At 63.6% G+C, this 16,557-nt stretch carries 17 protein-coding genes; 6 read left to right on the top strand and 11 right to left on the bottom strand.

Features of this window, described 5'->3' with window-relative positions:
* The first annotated feature begins 72 nt into the window (after positions 1 to 72).
* Together ABWI03_RS10020 and ABWI03_RS10015 are read left to right on the top strand one after the other, a co-directional pair.
* Entirely contained in the window at positions 73 to 1,080 is a 1,008-nt protein-coding gene (locus ABWI03_RS10020; RefSeq protein ID WP_095970353.1) for an ATP-binding cassette domain-containing protein, read from the top strand.
* Positions 1,077 to 1,904, top strand: coding sequence for an ABC transporter permease (locus ABWI03_RS10015; RefSeq protein WP_095970354.1), 828 nt, complete (start codon positions 1,077 to 1,079; stop codon positions 1,902 to 1,904). The genes ABWI03_RS10020 and ABWI03_RS10015 overlap by 4 nt, the downstream gene beginning before the upstream one ends.
* A gap of 21 nt (positions 1,905 to 1,925) precedes the next feature.
* On the opposite strand, the gene ABWI03_RS10010 is transcribed toward ABWI03_RS10015, so the two are convergent.
* Positions 1,926 to 5,174: an AfsR/SARP family transcriptional regulator gene (locus tag ABWI03_RS10010; RefSeq protein WP_235171654.1), complete on the bottom strand. Its 3,249-nt coding sequence runs from the start codon at positions 5,172 to 5,174 to the stop codon at positions 1,926 to 1,928.
* Between the two features lie 49 nt (positions 5,175 to 5,223).
* On the opposite strand from ABWI03_RS10010, the gene ABWI03_RS10005 reads away from it, so the two are divergent.
* A complete protein-coding gene (locus tag ABWI03_RS10005) occupies positions 5,224 to 6,093 on the top strand; it encodes a 1,4-dihydroxy-2-naphthoate polyprenyltransferase (RefSeq protein WP_166811182.1) in 870 nt (289 codons plus the stop codon).
* Positions 6,094 to 6,105: 12 nt separating this feature from the next.
* Here ABWI03_RS10005 and ABWI03_RS10000 read toward each other — a convergent pair whose 3' ends face one another.
* The 4 genes from ABWI03_RS10000 to ABWI03_RS09985 are packed head-to-tail and all read right to left on the bottom strand — an operon-like array spanning position 6,106 to position 8,182.
* Positions 6,106 to 6,486 carry a phage holin family protein gene (locus tag ABWI03_RS10000; RefSeq protein WP_003941998.1) on the bottom strand — a complete coding sequence of 127 codons (381 nt, stop codon included), beginning with the start codon at positions 6,484 to 6,486 and terminating at the stop codon, positions 6,106 to 6,108.
* Positions 6,487 to 6,535: 49 nt separating this feature from the next.
* Complete coding sequence (locus tag ABWI03_RS09995) at positions 6,536 to 7,132, bottom strand: Clp protease N-terminal domain-containing protein (protein ID WP_298774198.1); 597 nt, start codon at positions 7,130 to 7,132, stop codon at positions 6,536 to 6,538.
* A gap of 5 nt (positions 7,133 to 7,137) precedes the next feature.
* Complete coding sequence (locus tag ABWI03_RS09990) at positions 7,138 to 7,389, bottom strand: helix-turn-helix domain-containing protein (protein ID WP_095970357.1); 252 nt, start codon at positions 7,387 to 7,389, stop codon at positions 7,138 to 7,140.
* 55 nt (positions 7,390 to 7,444) lie between these two features.
* Positions 7,445 to 8,182: a lysophospholipid acyltransferase family protein gene (locus ABWI03_RS09985; RefSeq protein WP_095970358.1), complete on the bottom strand. Its 738-nt coding sequence runs from the start codon at positions 8,180 to 8,182 to the stop codon at positions 7,445 to 7,447.
* A gap of 122 nt (positions 8,183 to 8,304) precedes the next feature.
* On the opposite strand from ABWI03_RS09985, the gene ABWI03_RS09980 reads away from it, so the two are divergent.
* Complete coding sequence (locus ABWI03_RS09980) at positions 8,305 to 8,943, top strand: GNAT family N-acetyltransferase (RefSeq protein WP_298774193.1); 639 nt, start codon at positions 8,305 to 8,307, stop codon at positions 8,941 to 8,943.
* Here ABWI03_RS09980 and cds1 read toward each other — a convergent pair.
* Both cds1 and ABWI03_RS09970 read right to left on the bottom strand, forming a co-directional pair.
* Entirely contained in the window at positions 8,841 to 9,944 is a 1,104-nt protein-coding gene (gene cds1, locus ABWI03_RS09975; RefSeq protein ID WP_298774192.1) for an L-cysteine desulfhydrase Cds1, read from the bottom strand. The genes ABWI03_RS09980 and cds1 overlap by 103 nt on opposite strands.
* On the bottom strand, positions 9,941 to 10,327 hold the full coding sequence (locus ABWI03_RS09970; protein ID WP_095970361.1) for a DUF4229 domain-containing protein: 387 nt from the start codon (positions 10,325 to 10,327) through the stop codon (positions 9,941 to 9,943). Before ABWI03_RS09970 ends, cds1 begins: the two co-directional genes overlap by 4 nt.
* Positions 10,328 to 10,599: 272 nt before the next feature.
* Here ABWI03_RS09970 and ABWI03_RS09965 point away from each other — a divergent pair, with 272 nt between their 5' ends.
* Both ABWI03_RS09965 and ABWI03_RS09960 read left to right on the top strand, forming a co-directional pair.
* Positions 10,600 to 10,812: a BldC family transcriptional regulator gene (locus ABWI03_RS09965; RefSeq protein WP_003942029.1), complete on the top strand. Its 213-nt coding sequence runs from the start codon at positions 10,600 to 10,602 to the stop codon at positions 10,810 to 10,812.
* Positions 10,813 to 10,994: 182 nt separating this feature from the next.
* Positions 10,995 to 11,201 (top strand): hypothetical protein, encoded by a 207-nt coding sequence (locus ABWI03_RS09960; RefSeq protein ID WP_019744349.1) that lies wholly within the window; start codon positions 10,995 to 10,997, stop codon positions 11,199 to 11,201.
* Positions 11,202 to 11,241: 40 nt separating this feature from the next.
* Here ABWI03_RS09960 and ABWI03_RS09955 read toward each other — a convergent pair whose 3' ends face one another.
* The 4 genes from ABWI03_RS09955 to ABWI03_RS09940 all read right to left on the bottom strand — a co-directional run bounded on the left by ABWI03_RS09955 (position 11,242) and on the right by ABWI03_RS09940 (position 16,556).
* The gene (locus ABWI03_RS09955) at positions 11,242 to 12,621 is read right to left on the bottom strand and encodes a MinD/ParA family ATP-binding protein (protein WP_435054143.1); all 1,380 of its coding nucleotides are present in this window, start codon (positions 12,619 to 12,621) and stop codon (positions 11,242 to 11,244) included.
* A gap of 466 nt (positions 12,622 to 13,087) precedes the next feature.
* The gene (gene ccsB, locus ABWI03_RS09950) at positions 13,088 to 14,050 is read right to left on the bottom strand and encodes a c-type cytochrome biogenesis protein CcsB (RefSeq protein ID WP_050656206.1); all 963 of its coding nucleotides are present in this window, start codon (positions 14,048 to 14,050) and stop codon (positions 13,088 to 13,090) included.
* Positions 14,047 to 15,711, bottom strand: coding sequence for a cytochrome c biogenesis protein ResB (gene resB, locus ABWI03_RS09945; protein WP_298774188.1), 1,665 nt, complete (start codon positions 15,709 to 15,711; stop codon positions 14,047 to 14,049). Before resB ends, ccsB begins: the two co-directional genes overlap by 4 nt.
* Positions 15,708 to 16,556: a cytochrome c biogenesis CcdA family protein gene (locus ABWI03_RS09940; RefSeq protein WP_095970363.1), complete on the bottom strand. Its 849-nt coding sequence runs from the start codon at positions 16,554 to 16,556 to the stop codon at positions 15,708 to 15,710. Before ABWI03_RS09940 ends, resB begins: the two co-directional genes overlap by 4 nt.
* Between the last annotated feature and the right edge of the window lies 1 nt (position 16,557).

The raw sequence follows: 16,557 nt of genomic DNA, 5'->3' as shown, positions 1-16,557 counted from the left end.
CTCGCGCGCTGTGCAAGTAACCGCAAGTTCCACGCAAGGTCCATGCAAGATCGATCTGCCAAGCTTCACTCCATGAACCACACAGCTTCGCCTCTTGCCATCGAGGCCGACGGACTCGTCAAGAAGTTCGGCGAGCACCGCGCGGTCGACGGCGTCAGCCTGACCGTCCCCACCGGCTCGGTGTTCGGCGTCCTCGGGCCGAACGGTGCCGGCAAGACCACCACCGTCCGCATGCTCGCGACCCTCCTACGCCCCGACGGCGGTGAGGCACGCATCTTCGGCCACGACGTCAGCCGTGAACCCACCGCGGTCCGCTCCCTGATCGGGGTCACCGGGCAGTACGCCTCCGTCGACGAGGACCTCACTGCAACCGAAAACCTCGTGATCTTCTCGCGGCTGCTCGGTCTGAGCCGCCGCGACGCACGCAGCAAGTCCCTCGAACTCCTCGAGGAGTTCGACCTGGTCGAGGCCGCGACCAAACCGCTGAAGAACTTCTCCGGCGGTATGCGTCGACGCCTGGATCTGGCGGCCAGCCTGATCGCTCGCCCGCCGCTGCTGTTCCTCGACGAGCCCACCACCGGCCTCGATCCGCGCACCCGCGCCCAGATGTGGGTGACCATCCGGCGACTCGTCGCCGAGGGTTCGACGGTGTTGCTCACCACGCAGTACCTCGACGAGGCCGATCAGTTGGCCGATCGCATCGCGGTGATCGACCGCGGCCGCGTGATCGCCAACGGCACCGCCGACGAACTCAAGGCGTCGGTCGGGATCTCTTCGCTACAGCTCAAGTTGGTCGATCGTGATCGAACCGAGGAAGCTCGCTCGCTCATCGCCGCTGCGCTGAGCGTCGAGGTGGGTGTCACGCCCGAGGTCGGTCGGATCACCGCCCCGCTGAGCGACCCGTCGATCACTGCGGACCTGTTGATCCGCCTGCGCGAGCAAGGTATCGCCGTCGACGAGATCAACGTACAGAAACCCAGCCTGGACGAAGTGTTCCTGACCATCACCGGGCACCAGCCCGAAGACGGTGGACGCAACGACGCCCAGTCCGACAACGACTCCGATCGGAGCGTCGCATGACAACCACCCTCACCAAACCCCGGTCGCCGATTGCGCAACCGGACTCTGCGCCCCGCCGGATCAGTCTGCAGCAGAGCTTCGCGAACACGTTCACGATGGCGTACCGCGGAATTCTCAAGATCAAGCACAACCCCGAGCAACTGTTCGACGTCGTCATCCAGCCGATCATCTTCACGTTGATGTTCACCTACATCTTCGGCGGCGCGATCGCCGGTGACGTGACTGCCTACCTGCCGACGATCATCCCCGGCATTCTCGTTCAGACCGTCATCACCGGTTCCATCGTCACGGGCACCCAGCTTCGTGAAGACATGGACAAGGGTGTGTTCGACCGCTTCAAGTCCCTTCCTATCGCGCGCATCGCCCCGCTGTCCGGTGCATTGCTCGCCGACGTCGTGCGTTACGGCATCGCCACGACGATCACGTTCATCGTCGGTTTCGCGATGGGATACCGCCCGGCAGGCGGCGTGGTCGGCATCCTGTCCGCTGCGATCCTGGTCATGGTGTGTGCGTTCTCCATCAGCTGGATCTTCGCCCTCATGGGCGTGCTGATGAACAAAGCGTCCACGGTGCAGGGCGTTTCGATGCTCGTGCTGTTCCCGCTGACATTCCTGTCGAATGCGTTCGTCGATCCTGCCACCATGCCGAGTTGGCTTCAGAAGTTCGTCAACGTCAATCCGGTCTCGCACTTGGTGACCGCGGTTCGCGAGCTGGCCAACGACGGCCATTTCGGCATCCACGTGGTCTGGTCCTTGGTCGGCGCCGCGGTGATCGTTGCCGTCATGGCACCTCTGACCGTCCGGATGTACATGCGCAAGACGTAAGTCCCGCAACATCGTCCAGCTCTAGTCCAGCACCGGTCCGCGAAGCGCAGCCAACACTGCTTCGCGGACCGCTCTGCGCGAGTAGCCCGACACCTTCTCGGTTTCCACAGACCACCTGTCGGACCCGACCACACCGACAGCGAAGTCGGACAGGCGCGCATGGTGGAGCGAGACGAAGTCCTGTCTCCCCGGCATTTTCAACGACAGTGCCATCAGTTCGACCCCGCGATCGATGTTGCCCGTCACAAGATCGAACGACCCGATCGCCGACGCCAACGAGCCCGCGAGCGGCAGGTCCGCGTAACCGTTGGGATCGAGCTTGAGAGCACTCGACTCCTTCATCTGCAGAACGCGACCCGCCACGAGTTCGTGCCGGCCGTGAACCGCGTGAGCGCACACGGCCGCGGCACCGAGCAGAACGACGAAGGGATCACCGAAGATGTTCTCGATCGCAGAACCCAACAGCTCCAGCGCTTCTCGATACCGAGCCAGGCCGTCCTCGATACGGCCGTCCGCGAGATCCGCCTCGGCGATACTCGCCATGAGCGCCGCGCGCCGTTGATCGGTTTCGATGGCTCCGGTCCCACCCGAGTGGGCCAAGGCCGGGCGTGCCCGATCGAGAAGTACCCGACCACCAGCGGTGTCACCGGCCGCGATCATCGCTCCGGCTTGAAAGCAGATGAGCTGCATCGCCTCGTCACGCGCACCGAGACGTTCCATCGACGCCGCCGCGATCGCGTAGAACTCGATGGCCTCGCCGTAACGGGCGGATTGGCTGTGAACCGACCCGACATGTTGGGCCGCCATCGCCAGACCCCACTCGTCACCGATGCTGGTGGCGTAGTCGAACAACGCCTCGCCGTCCAGCAATGCACCGCGCAGATCCCCGATGTTCTCCCGCATGTTCGAACGCGCCGACAGCGCCGCCATTCGGGTCTCGGGATCGGAACTGCGAACGCCTTCGGCCACCAACCGCGCAAGTTTGTGGTTGGCGATCCCACTCGTGGTCAGCTTGATCAGAAATGCGAACAACGGACCGAGATCATCGCGCTCGCGCAACAGCTTTCGAAGGCGGACCCGCGCACGGGCATGGTTTCGATCGGCCTCCCCGAAGAAGAGATGCATCGCCACCAGGATGAACGTCGCGCCCACCAACTCCGCATTCACGTCGCGCAGATCGTTGTCCGCGGTCGCCCCCACGATCTTCGACGCCCAGTTCGAGATTTCCGAGTTCGATCCTCGTACGGCCCACAGAATCGCGAGGACGGGAAAGACGTTGGCCACCGTAACCGCGTCGCCGCGCTCCACGGCCCAGCGAAGAACAGCGAGAAGGTTGTCGTGCTCGGCGTCCAAGTCGGCAATCAGGCGAAGCTGGTCCGTTCGTGATCGCACGACGGCGTCCTCGGCGATCGCGATCGCCCAGTCGTCTAGGCGCCGAATCACTTCCGGCCCCTCCCCGGACGCGGCGAGTTGCTCCTCGCCGTATTCACGGACCGTCTCGAGCATGTAGTACCGAAGATCGCCCTGTCCGTCGCTGACGGAAAGAAGCGACTGATTGACCAGAGCTTCGACGGCGCCCGCCACATCGGTCAGCTCGCCCCACCCTGCAACTGCCTGCGCCGAAGAAAGCGTGAAGCCTGCCGGGAATCGGCACAGCCGACGCAGCGCGATCTGATCCCCGCTGCCCAGCAGATTCCAACTCCAGTCGATCACCGCGTGCAGCGTCCGATGCCGGTCCGGAGACGTCGGATCGTCGGAGCGCAACAACGCGAACCGATCTCGCAGTCTCGAACCGATTTCGTCGACGCTCATCGTGCGGACCCGAGCGGCAGCGAGCTCGATCGCCAGCGGGAGTCCGTCGAGCGTCGTACACAGCTTGACGACCGCGTCGACGTCCAGATGAACGGACGGCCGCACCGCGCGGGCTCTCGCCGAGAAGAGTTCGACTGCCGACCCGGTTCCGTCGTCGATCGCCAACGGCGGCAACGGGTACACCGCCTCGGCACTGATCATGAGCGGCGAACGACTGGTGGTCAGTACCGTCAGCTGACGACCGGCCGCGATCATCTCGGCCACGATCTCCGAACACGCGCCGATCACGTGCTCGCAGTTGTCGAGGATGAGCAACATCGGACCGGCCGACAGCGCCTCTTTGAGTCGCTCTCGCGCCGAATGCGTCCGGCCGACGGTCAATTTGCCTGGCGCCAGATCGGATTCGCTGATTCCGAGGGTGCCGCCGATGGCTGCGATCACGTCTTCGCTGCTGCGCAACGACGCCAGCTCCACGAGTACCACCGAGACGCCAGGCCGGTTCACGGATGCGCGCAGGCCCAATTCGTGTGCGAGACGGGTTTTTCCGGCACCGCCGGGTCCGAGAATCGTGACGACGCGAGAGCGGGCGAGTAAGGATTCGATCTGGTCGATGTCGCCATCGCGACCGAGCAAGGTGTTGGGGGCAGCGCGTAGACCGATCGCACGCGCAGCCCGTGGTGTAGCTGCCGGCGCGCCCAGAAGTTCTGCGTTCAGAGTCACCAGCGCAGGTGACGGATCAGCGCCCAGACGGTTGGCGAGGTGGTTTCGAAACTCCGCGAACACCTCGAGTGCCTCGTTGACGCGGCCGGCTCCGGCGAGCGCGCGCATCAGTGCTTCGGCTGCCGTGTCGTCGAATGGACTCGCCAGGTGCCGTCCTCGCACCAGTGGAATGGCTGCCGCGTACTCCCCCGACGTGAGCAACGCGTCGATCTGCGCCGACTCCAGTTCGTCGTACACGCGGCCCGCGTCGAGCGCGAGGCGATCTGCGACGTCGCCGACGACGTCGCTTCCGGGGGTACCGCGCCACAGGCGCAGCGCGTCGGTCGTGACGGCAAGCGCCTCGGACGCGTCGGCGCCGCCCGAGCGCAACCGACGGGCCGCGTCCGCTGCCCTGGCCAGGTCGACACGCTCCCGAGCGAGAGTGAGCCGGTATCCGGCCGCCGTCACCTCGAGGGCCCCGTCCGGGAGTGCAGATCGCAGGCGCGAGACCTGAGTGTGGAGCGCGTTCATCGGTGAGCGCGGCGGCTCCAGCCCCCAGACGTCGTCGATCAGGCTCTGCGCGGTACGTGGCTCACCGGGATTGCGAGCCAGCGCCACCAGGAGAGTTCGAGCTCGCGGCCCCGGGAGGGGCACCAGACGATCGCCCACTTTGGTCGAAACGGGTCCGAGCAAGGCAATGTCTGCCAGGTCTGCGCCCGACTGCGCGTACCTGGCGCGCTCACTCACGTCTCGAGTCATGTGCTGATCCACCGCGTTCGATCGTATTGCACAGTGCAAAGATCGTCGTATGGCAACAGCTGCTCAATGGATCGAAGGCGCGAGGCCGCGCACACTCCCGAACGCGATTGCGCCCGTGTTGGTCGGCACCGGAGCCGCGGCGTCACTGGACCTCGCAGTGTGGTGGAAGGCGCTCCTGGCACTGATCGTCTCCTTGGCCTTGATCGTCGGGGTGAATTTCGCGAACGACTACTCCGACGGAATCCGCGGAACGGACGACGACCGCGTCGGGCCACTGCGCTTGGTCGGATCGAAGTTGGTCAGTCCCGGAGCGGTGAAGGCCGCCGCGATCAGCTGCTTCGCCGTTGCCGCGGTAGCCGGTTTCGTTCTGGCTGCGACCACGGCCTGGTGGCTGGTCGCGGTCGGAGTGTTCTGCATCATCGGTGCGTGGTTCTACACCGGCGGCACGAAGCCGTACGGATACAGCGGGTTCGGCGAGATCGCCGTGTTCATCTTCTTCGGGTTGATTGCGGTGCTGGGAACTCAGTTCGTGCAGGCCGAGCGGGTGGACCTGGCCGGACTGGCCGGAGCGATCGCCATCGGTTCGTTCTCGAGCGCAGTGCTTGTCGCCAACAATCTTCGGGACATCCCGACCGACACCGAGTCCGGAAAGATCACTCTCGCAGTCCGACTCGGCGACGCGAAGACCCGCACGCTGCACGTGATCCTGCTGGCCGTCCCGTTCGTCGCGACCCTGCTGCTGATCCTGCGTACTCCGTGGGCATTGCTCGGATTGCTCGCGTTGCCACTCGCAATCCGAGCCAACGCCCCGCTGCGTTCAGGGGGCCAGGGAATGGCTCTGATCCCCGCGTTGCGCGACACCGGACTCGCCATGCTCGTCTGGGGCGCCGCGACCGCAGTTGCGCTCAGTCTCGCCTGAACTTCGCCGTACTCAACGGTTGTCGGGGACGAACGCGCTGAGCAGAAAGTTCACGATCGAGATGATCAGCGCGCCCCAGACTGCCGTCCAGAAGCCGTCGACCGTCAAGCCGTAGGACGTTCCGGACGAGATCCACGCCGTCAGCATCAGCATCAGGGCATTGATCACGAGTGTGAACAGTCCGAGAGTCAGGATGAGCAGCGGTAGCGAGAGAAGCTGCACTACCGGCTTGATGAAGGCGTTGACCACCGTGAAGATCAAGGCGATCACCGCGATCACGAGCACCGTGCCCCAGGTGCCGTTGTCGTGGTTGGCGATCGTGATGCCGGTGACCCACGCCGACGCCAGCCAGATGGCTATGCCGTTGATGATGAGACGTGCCAGAAATGTCATGTCTGAATGCTGGCACATCCCGCCCCGTGCATGCGGAGCCGTGCCGAATCTAGGCGGCGCGATTCATCTTCGCTTCCAATCGCTCACGGATCACCGACATGGTGACCTGCGTTTCGAGGGCCTGACGGGTGGGCCCGTCGGCGACACGCAGGATGCCGAGCAGGATGTGTTCGGCACCGATTCGGTTGTCCTTGTGCGCGAGCGCTTCACGGAGCGAGAGTTCCAACACCTTCTTGGAGTCCTTCTCGAATCGCGATCGAGGAAACCCGAATCGGCCTTTCCGCGAAGTATCGACACCGTCCGGCACGGGAGTCTCGTCCAGCACACCTTCACCGAACGACTGCTCCAGACTTTCCCGCACCGCATCGAGATCGATGCCGATCGATTTGAGTATCTCGGCGTCGTCGTCGAGGTTGTGCGAGTCACCGCCTTTCGAGTCACCGCCCTTCGAGTCACCGCCCTTCGAGCCGGCGCCGGCGCGGCGGATCGCGTCGAGGGTGACACCCGACTCGGTGAGCACCTCGGTGGCGATGCCCCGATCAGCGGTGAGCAGGGCGGTCAGAAGTTCCGTCGGCGTGACAGGACCGGATCCGGCGACAGCATCGACGACTACTCCCCTCGCCTGCGCGGAGAACCTTTCGAACATGGCACTTACCTGCCCTTCTCGCGCAGTGAACGCAGCATCGATTCCGACTGCGCGGACGCATATTTCTTGTGGACGGCTTGACGGCTGACCTCGAGAGCTTCCGCGATCGCCTGCCAGGACCATCCGTGCCGGCGCGCATTGGCGACCTGAATGGCCTCGAGTTTGTCGAGCAGACGTCGCAGCGCTCGAACGGCACGCAATCCCTCGGTGGGATCCGGGCTGCCGGCGGCAGCGGCTAGAGAGGTTGCTTCGGTCATGTTTGTCAATTTAGGTTGACACACGGAATCTGTCAACCAAAATTGACAACATGCCTCAGTACCCTGCGACTGCCCCGTTCACTGCCACCTGCAAATCAGCCTGCACAGTTCGGGCGATATCCATCGGCTTGTCCGGAAGTTCGGTCACCGGCATTCCGACAAAGACACTCGCCGCCTTGACGTCTCCGGAAACCGGGCCGTAGTTGATGCCGATCGACACCAGAGCCGGCGAGCACCCCAACTTCTCGGCCCGGGCCACGATGTGGCCGATTCCGCTGTTGACGTGCTGCAACTGCGTCGGATCTTCGGTATTGCACGTCCCCTCGGGGAAAATCGCCAGACAATCCCCATTGCCCAGACGCTCCGCCGCGACGTCCATCATCACTCGGCCGGCATCCGAAACAGCGCGAAGGCCGTAGTTCTTGCTGCGAAAAACCGGGATACTGCCCATCATGTCGATCTTCTTGCGCTGCGAGGGATCAACGAAGAGTTCGTCTTTGGCGAGGACCCGGGTCCGTCCGATCACTCGGCGCAACGGAGTGCGCCACGCGGTCGCGGCGAGCGTGAACTGGTCGCTCTCCGTCAGATGATTGACCGCCACGACCAACTGCGTCTTGCGCTCGAGCAGGGTCTTCAGCGCAGCCTCCGCCCCCGGCGCGTATCGCACTCGCGGGCGGTACTTCAGCGCCAAGGCGGCGTAGGCGAGCTTCGCCACAAACCGGTTCTGCTGATGACTGCGGTAGTACTCGTACACCGCTTCGTAATTGTCGAGTGAAACTTCAGGATTGCCCATGATCCGCCCTCGCTGGAGAAGTGCCCCTTGGACAAACGATACACAACCTACGGTTGCGTAGGTTTGTGTTTCACACGGCGTAGCGCTGGGCGAAACTCCACTCTCGAGGTAAAACGGTTTCTGTGATCCGCTCGGCCATATCCACCGACCTACCCGCACTGCAACAGATCGAGATCGCCGCGGGCGAACCGTTCCGAGACATCGGGATGGGCGCCATCGCAGACGATCCACCGCCCACGCTCGACGAGTTGAACGATTTCCTCGCGGCCGAGCACATCTGGGTTCAGACCGACGCGAACGACGTACCCGTGGCGTACGCGCTCGTCGAAATCGTGGACGGCGGCGCACACATCGAGCAGGTTTCCGTTCACCCCGATCATGCCCGCCAAGGCCTCGGAGCCCAGCTGATCGACGCCGTCACCGAATGGGCGGCGGACCATCACCACGATCTCGTGACTCTGACGACGTTCGTCGACGTCCCGTGGAACGCGCCGTACTACGAGCGACTCGGGTTCGTGCGCCTGGCCGAGAACAGGCTCTCCCCCGGACTGATCCGCATCAGAACCGACGAGCAATCGTCCGGGCTGGATGCCTGGCCACGCGTGACGATGAGCCGCCCCGCCCGTGGTCACGTGTCACCAGCGCAGAAGTACGCGGCTCAGGAATTAGCCGTCCACACACCCGACCGTACAAACTCGTCCAGCACGGCCGTCGGACCGAGCAGGTCGATCCCTTCCGACGTCACCCATTCGTCGTTGTAGTACGTGCCCGAATAGCGCTCTCCGCCGTCGCACAGCAGCGTGACGACGCTGCCGCTGCGTCCGGCCGCCATCATCTCCGCGATCAACGCAAAGGCGCCCCACAGGTTCGTACCCGTCGAGCCGCCGACTTTGCGCACCAGGGCGGCGCTGGCGTGCCGTGCAGCCGCGATCGAGCCTGCATCAGGGACCTTGATCATTCGGTCGACCACCTGACCGACAAACGACGGTTCGACGCGCGGACGGCCGATGCCCTCGATCCGGGAACCCCGAGTACCGACGATCGACGGATCGCCGGCCCGCCACGCGTCGAAGAACACGGAGTGCTCCGGGTCCACGACGCACAGTCCGGTGTCGAATTTCCGGTAGCGAAGGAAGCGGCCGATCGTGGCGCCGGTTCCGCCGGTCCCGGCTCCGACGACGACCCAGTCGGGAATCGGGTTTTCCTCGTGCTCGAGCTGAGTGAAGATGGATTCGGCGATGTTGTTGTTTCCGCGCCAGTCCGTTGCCCGCTCGGCATGGGTGAACTGGTCCATGTAGTGGCCGTTCGACTCACTCGCGAGCCGATGCGATTCCGAATAGATCGACGACGGATCGCTCACGAAATGACAACGTCCACCCTGCGCCTCGATCAAGGCGATCTTGGCGGGACTCGTACTCGCGGGCATCACCGCGACAAAATCCAGGCCGAGCAACTTCGCGAAATACGCCTCGCTGACAGCCGTCGAACCGGACGACGCCTCGATGACGGTGGTCTCTTCGGTAACCCAGCCGTTGCAGATTGCGTACAGGAAAAGCGACCGTGCGAGTCGATGCTTGAGACTCCCAGTGATGTGGGTCGACTCGTCCTTCAGATAGAGCTGGACGGTCCAGTTACTCGGCAGCGGATACCGCAGCAGGTGAGTGTCCGCGCTGCGTTGCGCGTCGGCTTCGATCAACCGCACCGCGTTGTCGACCCACTGGCGTGACGTCCGACGGTCGACGTCGAGCGACCCCGTGGTCACCGCCCGTCCCCGCGCAGCTTGGAGCGAAGATCGTCACGATCGGACCGGCGCTGGGCGTCGACGGCCGCGATGCCCGCATTGACACGCTTGCGGAGTTTCGCGAAGAGCAGCAGCGACAGTGGCAGCGCGATCAGAACTGCGAACAGTGCCGCGACGATCAGGGGAACGTCAGTGCCGGCGAGCTTTCCACCGCCGATGATGACGGCACCGATCACGACGACCAAGAGCAGTCGAGCGACCGAGTACAGCACCACGTCGCGGGCCAGTTGACCCTTGGTCACCGGCCCGGCAGTCGACTTTGCCTGTGCAGAGTTTGCGGAGGGTTTACTGGCTTTGACCGGCTCGGAAGGAACATTTTCGGGGTTTTCAGACAACTGGCTCACCCTCTCAGGTTACCCATTCCGAATGCGGGTGGGATCAAGCCCGCTATATCCATTTTGTCCTTTACTTAAACATTACTTTGTCTTGAAAGATCGACTACCCGGCTATATCTGTGCAAACATTGCGCTACCACTCAGAAAACGGTCGAATGTGAGCGAAGGACTTCGAAACAAACTCGACGCAGGTTTTTGGCAACTGCTCGACACACCGGTTCGGTATCACTGTTCAGAGTCACTGCTCGTCAACGTTCGACATCAACATGGAGGACCTCACAATGAGCGCACCAACCTTCAATACCGCCGCAGACGCACTCATGACGCCAGGACAGGTAGCGGCATTGTTTCATGTCGATCCCAAGACCGTGACCCGCTGGGCACACGCAGGACGTCTGGGCTCGCTTCGCACGCCAGGGGGGCATCGTCGATTCCGTGAGACCGAGGTCATGCAGCTTCTGCGCTCACTGACCACCGAAGCGGACAACAACTGAGCAACTTCAGCTCACTTCGAAGTACTTGTAGCACCCGACAGATCTTGCAGTACCCGACAGATCTTGCAGTACCCGACAGATACAGCACTGACGCACTGAACCGAAACCTTCTCCACACCGCTTCTGGTGAAGCGGGCCGGAGACTGAGTAGGCTCGACCTCAGTTCCCTGAGGAGGTGCGCCGTGTTGTATCTGTTGGCGTTGGTGGGTTTGGTGACATTGATCGTTCTGATGTGGAAGGCATTCGGGCCCGATCCGTCGACGCGTACCCCGGTGAGCGGCGTGCGCGGGCCGGACGACGATCCCGAATTCCTGTGGAATGTGAACCAGCAAACACGACGCAAGCGCACGGAAGGTCCGGACGTACCGCCGACTGACACGTCGACGTAGCGTCCGGGCTCACCCGGCTACCGCTTACCGCCCCGGAAAGTTACCGCCCCGGAAAGCCGAACGGGGAGGTCGGAAAGTCCTGTGCAACCACCGCGGCCAATTCCAACACCGCTTGGCGGGTGCCTGGACGCAGCCGGTCCAGATCGATTTCGGCACCTTCTTCCAGATGCGGATCGAACGGAATAAGTCTCACCGCTCGACAGCGCTGCTCGAAATGCTCGACGACCCGTGGTAGATCAACCTTGCCCGAGCGAGGGCGTACCGCATTGATGACGGCTACGGACGTGGCGACCAACCTGCTGTAACCGTGAGCATCGAGCCAGTCCAGTGTTGCGGAGGCGCTACGTGCACCGTCGACGGATCCGGAACTGACGACGATCAACGAGTCCGCACCTTCGAGAATGGCCTGCATCGCCGAGTGCATCAATCCGGTACCGCAGTCGGTCAGAACGATGCTGTAGAACTTTTCGAGCATGTCGACAGTACGCGTGTAGTCCCCGCCGCTGAAGGCCTCTGAAACTGCTGGATCACTGTCGGATGCAAGCACTTCGAGCCGGTGGCGATTTTGTGATGTGTAACCACGGACGTCGCTGTACTTCTCGATGCTGTTCTCGTCGCGCAGCAGGTTCCGCACTGTTGCCGGAGTCTCGAGCGGGATCTTCTGGCTCAAGGTTCCTCTGTCGGGGTTTGCATCGACTGCGACGACGCGATCACCGCGAATCGACGCGAACATCGATCCCAGCGTCGCGGTGGTCGTGGTCTTACCGACGCCACCTTTGAGGCTGAGCACCGCAACCTTGTAGCAGCCCTGCAGGGGCTGGTTGATCTGGCGCGTCAACTCGACGACATGCTGATCCTTTGCACCGTTTCCAAGGTTCACCGATCGGCCGGACATCGTGTACAACGCCTTGCGCCAACCACCGGCCGGGGCGGGTCGGACGGGCTTGACGAGCAGCGCGGCCGAAAGGTCTTGTGCCGTCATGGGGAGAGCCTGCTCAGGGAGATTGCCGGGAGCGGAGTTGAATCCGCTCTGCTGCATCTTAGGGTGAACCGGCGCCGCCGGAGCAACTGGCAGCCCCTGTCCGTTCGGCAGCGCCTGTCGGTTCGGTATCGCCTGTCCGTTCGGTATCGCCTGCCCGTTCTGCAGCGGTTGACCGTATTGCAGGGTGTGGCCGTTCTGCACCGGCGCAGCGCCGGGGTGGCCGAACTGCCGAATCTTGGGGTTGGGTGGCTGCGCGCCAGGCGAAGAAAGTGCCTGTGGTTGCTGGGGTGGTCCCGCGGACGGTCGCGCGGTCGGACCGGGCTGGTTCTGGAGGGGCGGCGCGCTCTGGACGGGCTGTGGGTGCTGAAAAGACTGTGGAGCGCCAGTTCGTGAATCCGGAACCGACCCTGCACGATTCGTGGGTTCATAGGTCTGCATCGGCATCGCTGGCGAGGTCGAGAACTGGCCGTTGACGGGGCCTGGTTGTGCTTCCGGATATTGGATGACCGGGGTCTTGGGGCCTGGCGCAGGAGCTGCCGGCGTCGTCAGCGGTGGCTGAGCGGCGGGTGCACTGGGCCCCGGGCCGGCGACCTGCTGGAGCGGACCGGAGTCGACCGGGGCCACGAAGAGACTACGAACATCGCTGGGAACCGAGTCGGATGACGTCTCGGGTGCGGATGTGCGCAACTCGCTCCGCGTCGGCTCGGCAGGGCGCACCGGCTCCCACAATCCTGCTCCGGCGTCTTCGATCTTGTCGGCCATCTCGCCGTTCCCCCTCGTCGATCCGACAGCTACCAAGCAGCTAGTAACTCACCGAGCTGCATCGTAACTGTTGCCGCCCCTGACCTACCTACCGGTAATACCTACAGACCGGTCGGCAGCCACCCACGGTACCTCGAGAGGATCAGTTGAGTCCCGCGTAGGAGTGCAGGCCGGACACGACCATGTTGATGATGAAGAGGTTGAACAACATCGCGACGAATCCGGCGATGTTGATCCAGGCCGCCTTCGTCTCCCGCCAACCGGACGTTGCTCGCGCATGGAGGTAAGCGGCGTAAATCACCCAGGCGATGAAGGACATCGTCTCCTTGGGATCCCAACCCCAGAAGCGTCCCCACGCAGCTTCCGCCCAGATGGCACCGAGGATCACACCGGCGCCGAACAGCGGAAAGGCAATGATCGTGCTCTTGTAGGCCAAGCGGTCGAGGGTCTGGGCGTCCGGCAGTCGCTCCGCGATCCGGCCACCGATGCTCGAGCCTTCGTCACCGGGCGGGAACTTCAGTCGGAGCAGGAACAAGAGGGAAGCGATACCGCCGATCATGAAAATGCCGGAGCCGACGCTGACGATCGTCACGTGAATCGGCAGCCAGTACGAGCGCAGCGCCGGAACCACGGGAGCCGCGTCGGCGTAGAGAACCGTGCCGGCGAGGAACATCAGAATCAGGACGGGAACCAGCAGGAAGACCCACATCGGACGGTACGCCGGCTTGATCAGCAGGACGTGCCCGACCAGCAACGACGCCGCACACGCCATCGCCACGAACTCGTACATGTTGCCGAGAGGGAACCGTTCCGTCGCAAATCCGCGGAGCACGATCGACGCGATGATCAGAACCGTTCCGACAACCAGGACAGCTCGGCCCATTCCGCCGAACCGCTCCGAGAGCGACTTGGTCGGAGTCTCCGCGACCCTGCCCGGCACGGAAGCGTCGACTCCGCCGGCCGAGACCAGTTCCTTGTCCTGAACCGCCTTGGCTCTGGCCGACGCGTACTGCACGATAAGCAGCACGAACGCCAGAACGAGCACGGTGAAGGCGGACTTGAAGGCCCAGTCGCTGTACTGCGCGAGTGTCTCGTTGGTTGTCATCGGGCGTTCTCCTGCGCGTGCGGTTGGTTCACCGCGGTGGTCGGATTGCTTTTCAGCAAGCGGTCGGCGAGGCGGTCGAACTCGTCGCCCCAGCCTGCGTGGTCGGTGCGGGCAAGCCCACCAAGTTCTACTACAGTACGTCGTTCGTCATCGGGATAGATACGTGCCCAGACGCGGCGACGCTTGATCACGAGCGAGACGAGCAGACCCGCCATCATCGTCAACGCCGAAACCAACACCCACACCTGAGCGGGATCGTGGGACACCTGAAGGTTCACGAAGTCGACGGCACCATCGAATCGCACCTGGGTGCCGTCGGCAAGCGTCGCGCTCTCCCCTGGGAAGAGATTGACTCGATCCTGCTTGACCAGTCGACCCTGATTGATCAGTTCGGTGTTGAGTTCGAACAGCGATTGCGGGTTGCCGGTGTCGAGTCCGGTATCGCCCTTGTAGATGTCGATGGCGACTGCCGGGTCGTTCATCGCCGGGTAGCTCGACGACAGAAGGTTGCCGTGGAACAGCGCGGTGGGCGCGAACAATCCTTCGATGGCAATCTGATTCTTCCGACGCTCGTCCGCATCGGGATACATGCCGCCCGGCGGGTCGAAACGCATCGCGCCACTGCTCAGGAACGTCGTGGCGTCGTCGGGACGCCACTGGAGCGTCTCGGTGCGGGTCTCGCCGTTCGGGAAGGTGACGGTGAATGTCGGCGCGTATCCGTGTCCCTGCAGGTACACACGATCGCCGGCGATCCGCAGCGGGTGGTTCACCTGGATGGTCGTGTCCCGCCAAGTATCGGACTCGAGGTCGTCGCCTGCCTGATACGAGATGTCCGAGGTGAACATCTCGGCCTGACCGGTCTCGAGGTAGTCGGCCTGGAAATTTTTCACACGAACACACAGCGGGGTCATGCCGGTGCCGTCGAGGCTCAAACCGGCGACGAAGGAGTCGAACACGGCCGGCGAGGTGGTGCAGAAGCCAGGTCCGTCGTTGGCGATGACGATGCGGTTGCCCTCGTATCCGAACAACTTGCCCGCGGCGATCGCGATCAACAATCCGACCAACGACAGGTGGAACACGAGGTTGCCGAATTCGCGGAGGTATCCCTTTTCCGCCGAGATGGTGATCTCGCCTTCACGGCGCGATTTCGTATCGCCGCGACGCGTTTCGACGCGCCACCCACGCAGTTCTTTCGACACCCGGGCAGCGAGTTCGTCGGGAGTCTCGCCGTCGACGACGCTCTTGGTGTGGTGCGGCAGGCGAGCAAGATTGCGCGGCGCATTCACCGGACGGGTACGCAGCGCCTTCGCGTGCTCCACGCAACGCGGCAGGATGCAGCCGACCAGCGAGATGAAGAGCAATGCGTAGATCGCGGTGAACCAGAAGCTGCTGAACACGTCGAACAGTTCGAGGCGGTCCATCCACGGGCCGAGCGTCGGACGCGCGGCGATGTAGTCGGCGACCTTGCCCTCGTTGAGGGTTCGCTGTGGCAACAGAGCGCCGGGGATAGCAGCCAGCGCGAGGAGGAACAGCAGAACCAACGCGGTCCGCATCGAGGTGAGTCCGCGCCAGGTGTTGCGCCCGAGTGCAACGACTCGACCGATCACCGACTGCTTCGGGAGCACGGGTTTCGGGTTGTCGTTATTGTCGTCAGCTGTCATATCGGCAGCGTCACCTCCGAGATAAATGCGTCGCGAACCCAGCCGACGAACTGGTCCCACGCGCCTGTGACGAGGGCGATTCCCACTGCCACCAACATGATTCCGCCGAAAATTTGAATGGTGCGTGCATTACGACGCAACCAGCCGACGCCGGTCAGCGCACGCGCCGATCCCAGCGCCAAGATGATGAACGGCAGGCCGAGTCCGATGCAGTACGCGACGATCAACGTGACACCACGCGCGGCGGTCATCCCGTCGGTTCCCGCGGCTACGGACATCACGCCTGCCAGCGTGGGTCCGAGGCACGGCGTCCAGCCCAGCGCGAACACTCCCCCGAGCAACGGGGCGCCCACCAGTGACGAGACACGACGGGGTTCGAAACGAACGTCTTTCTGGAGGGCGGGGATCAGTCCGATGAACACGAGGCCCATCGCGATCGTGATCACGCCGCCGACACGCATCAGGACCTCGCGGTTGACGAGCAGAGTCGAGATGACACCGAACACCGACGCAGTCGCGAGAACGAAGACAACGGTGAAGCCGGCGACGAACAGTCCGGCCGCACCGGCCACCCTCAGGCGACTGCTGCGGGTGATCGTTCGCGTCTTCGCCTCTTCGGCTGTGATCGCGGGAGCGTCGGCACCGACGACGCCGGCGAGGTAGGACAGGTAGCCGGGAACGAGCGGAACGACGCACGGCGAAGCGAACGACACCAGACCGGCGAGCACGCAGGCGCCGAGGGCCAGCAGAAGCGGACCCGAAGACGCCGCGTTCTGAAATGCCTCGCCTACACCGGCACTCAGTGTTTCGCTGCCGGCCAGCAGCGTGGTGGTCGTGGTTGTCATG

It is taken from the genome of Rhodococcus baikonurensis, from assembly GCF_040489275.1.
Taxonomy (GTDB): Bacteria; Actinomycetota; Actinomycetes; order Mycobacteriales; family Mycobacteriaceae; genus Rhodococcus_F; species Rhodococcus_F baikonurensis.
This window is presented reverse-complemented; position numbering and strand designations above follow the sequence as displayed.

Excerpts from the sequence above, each read along its gene's own strand:
- ABWI03_RS10020 (WP_095970353.1), top strand. The coding sequence starts at position 73 with ATGAACCACACAGCTTCGCCTCTTGCCATCGAGGCCGACGGACTCGTC.
- ABWI03_RS10015 (WP_095970354.1), top strand. The coding sequence starts at position 1,077 with ATGACAACCACCCTCACCAAACCCCGGTCGCCGATTGCGCAACCGGAC.
- ABWI03_RS10010 (WP_235171654.1), bottom strand. The coding sequence starts at position 5,174 with ATGACTCGAGACGTGAGTGAGCGCGCCAGGTACGCGCAGTCGGGCGCA.
- ABWI03_RS10005 (WP_166811182.1), top strand. The coding sequence starts at position 5,224 with ATGGCAACAGCTGCTCAATGGATCGAAGGCGCGAGGCCGCGCACACTC.
- ABWI03_RS10000 (WP_003941998.1), bottom strand. The coding sequence starts at position 6,486 with ATGACATTTCTGGCACGTCTCATCATCAACGGCATAGCCATCTGGCTG.
- ABWI03_RS09995 (WP_298774198.1), bottom strand. The coding sequence starts at position 7,132 with ATGTTCGAAAGGTTCTCCGCGCAGGCGAGGGGAGTAGTCGTCGATGCT.
- ABWI03_RS09990 (WP_095970357.1), bottom strand. The coding sequence starts at position 7,389 with ATGACCGAAGCAACCTCTCTAGCCGCTGCCGCCGGCAGCCCGGATCCC.
- ABWI03_RS09985 (WP_095970358.1), bottom strand. The coding sequence starts at position 8,182 with ATGGGCAATCCTGAAGTTTCACTCGACAATTACGAAGCGGTGTACGAG.
- ABWI03_RS09965 (WP_003942029.1), top strand. The coding sequence starts at position 10,600 with ATGAGCGCACCAACCTTCAATACCGCCGCAGACGCACTCATGACGCCA.
- ABWI03_RS09955 (WP_435054143.1), bottom strand. The coding sequence starts at position 12,621 with ATGCAGACCTATGAACCCACGAATCGTGCAGGGTCGGTTCCGGATTCA.
- ccsB (WP_050656206.1), bottom strand. The coding sequence starts at position 14,050 with ATGACAACCAACGAGACACTCGCGCAGTACAGCGACTGGGCCTTCAAG.
- resB (WP_298774188.1), bottom strand. The coding sequence starts at position 15,711 with ATGACAGCTGACGACAATAACGACAACCCGAAACCCGTGCTCCCGAAG.
- ABWI03_RS09940 (WP_095970363.1), bottom strand. The coding sequence starts at position 16,556 with ATGACAACCACGACCACCACGCTGCTGGCCGGCAGCGAAACACTGAGT.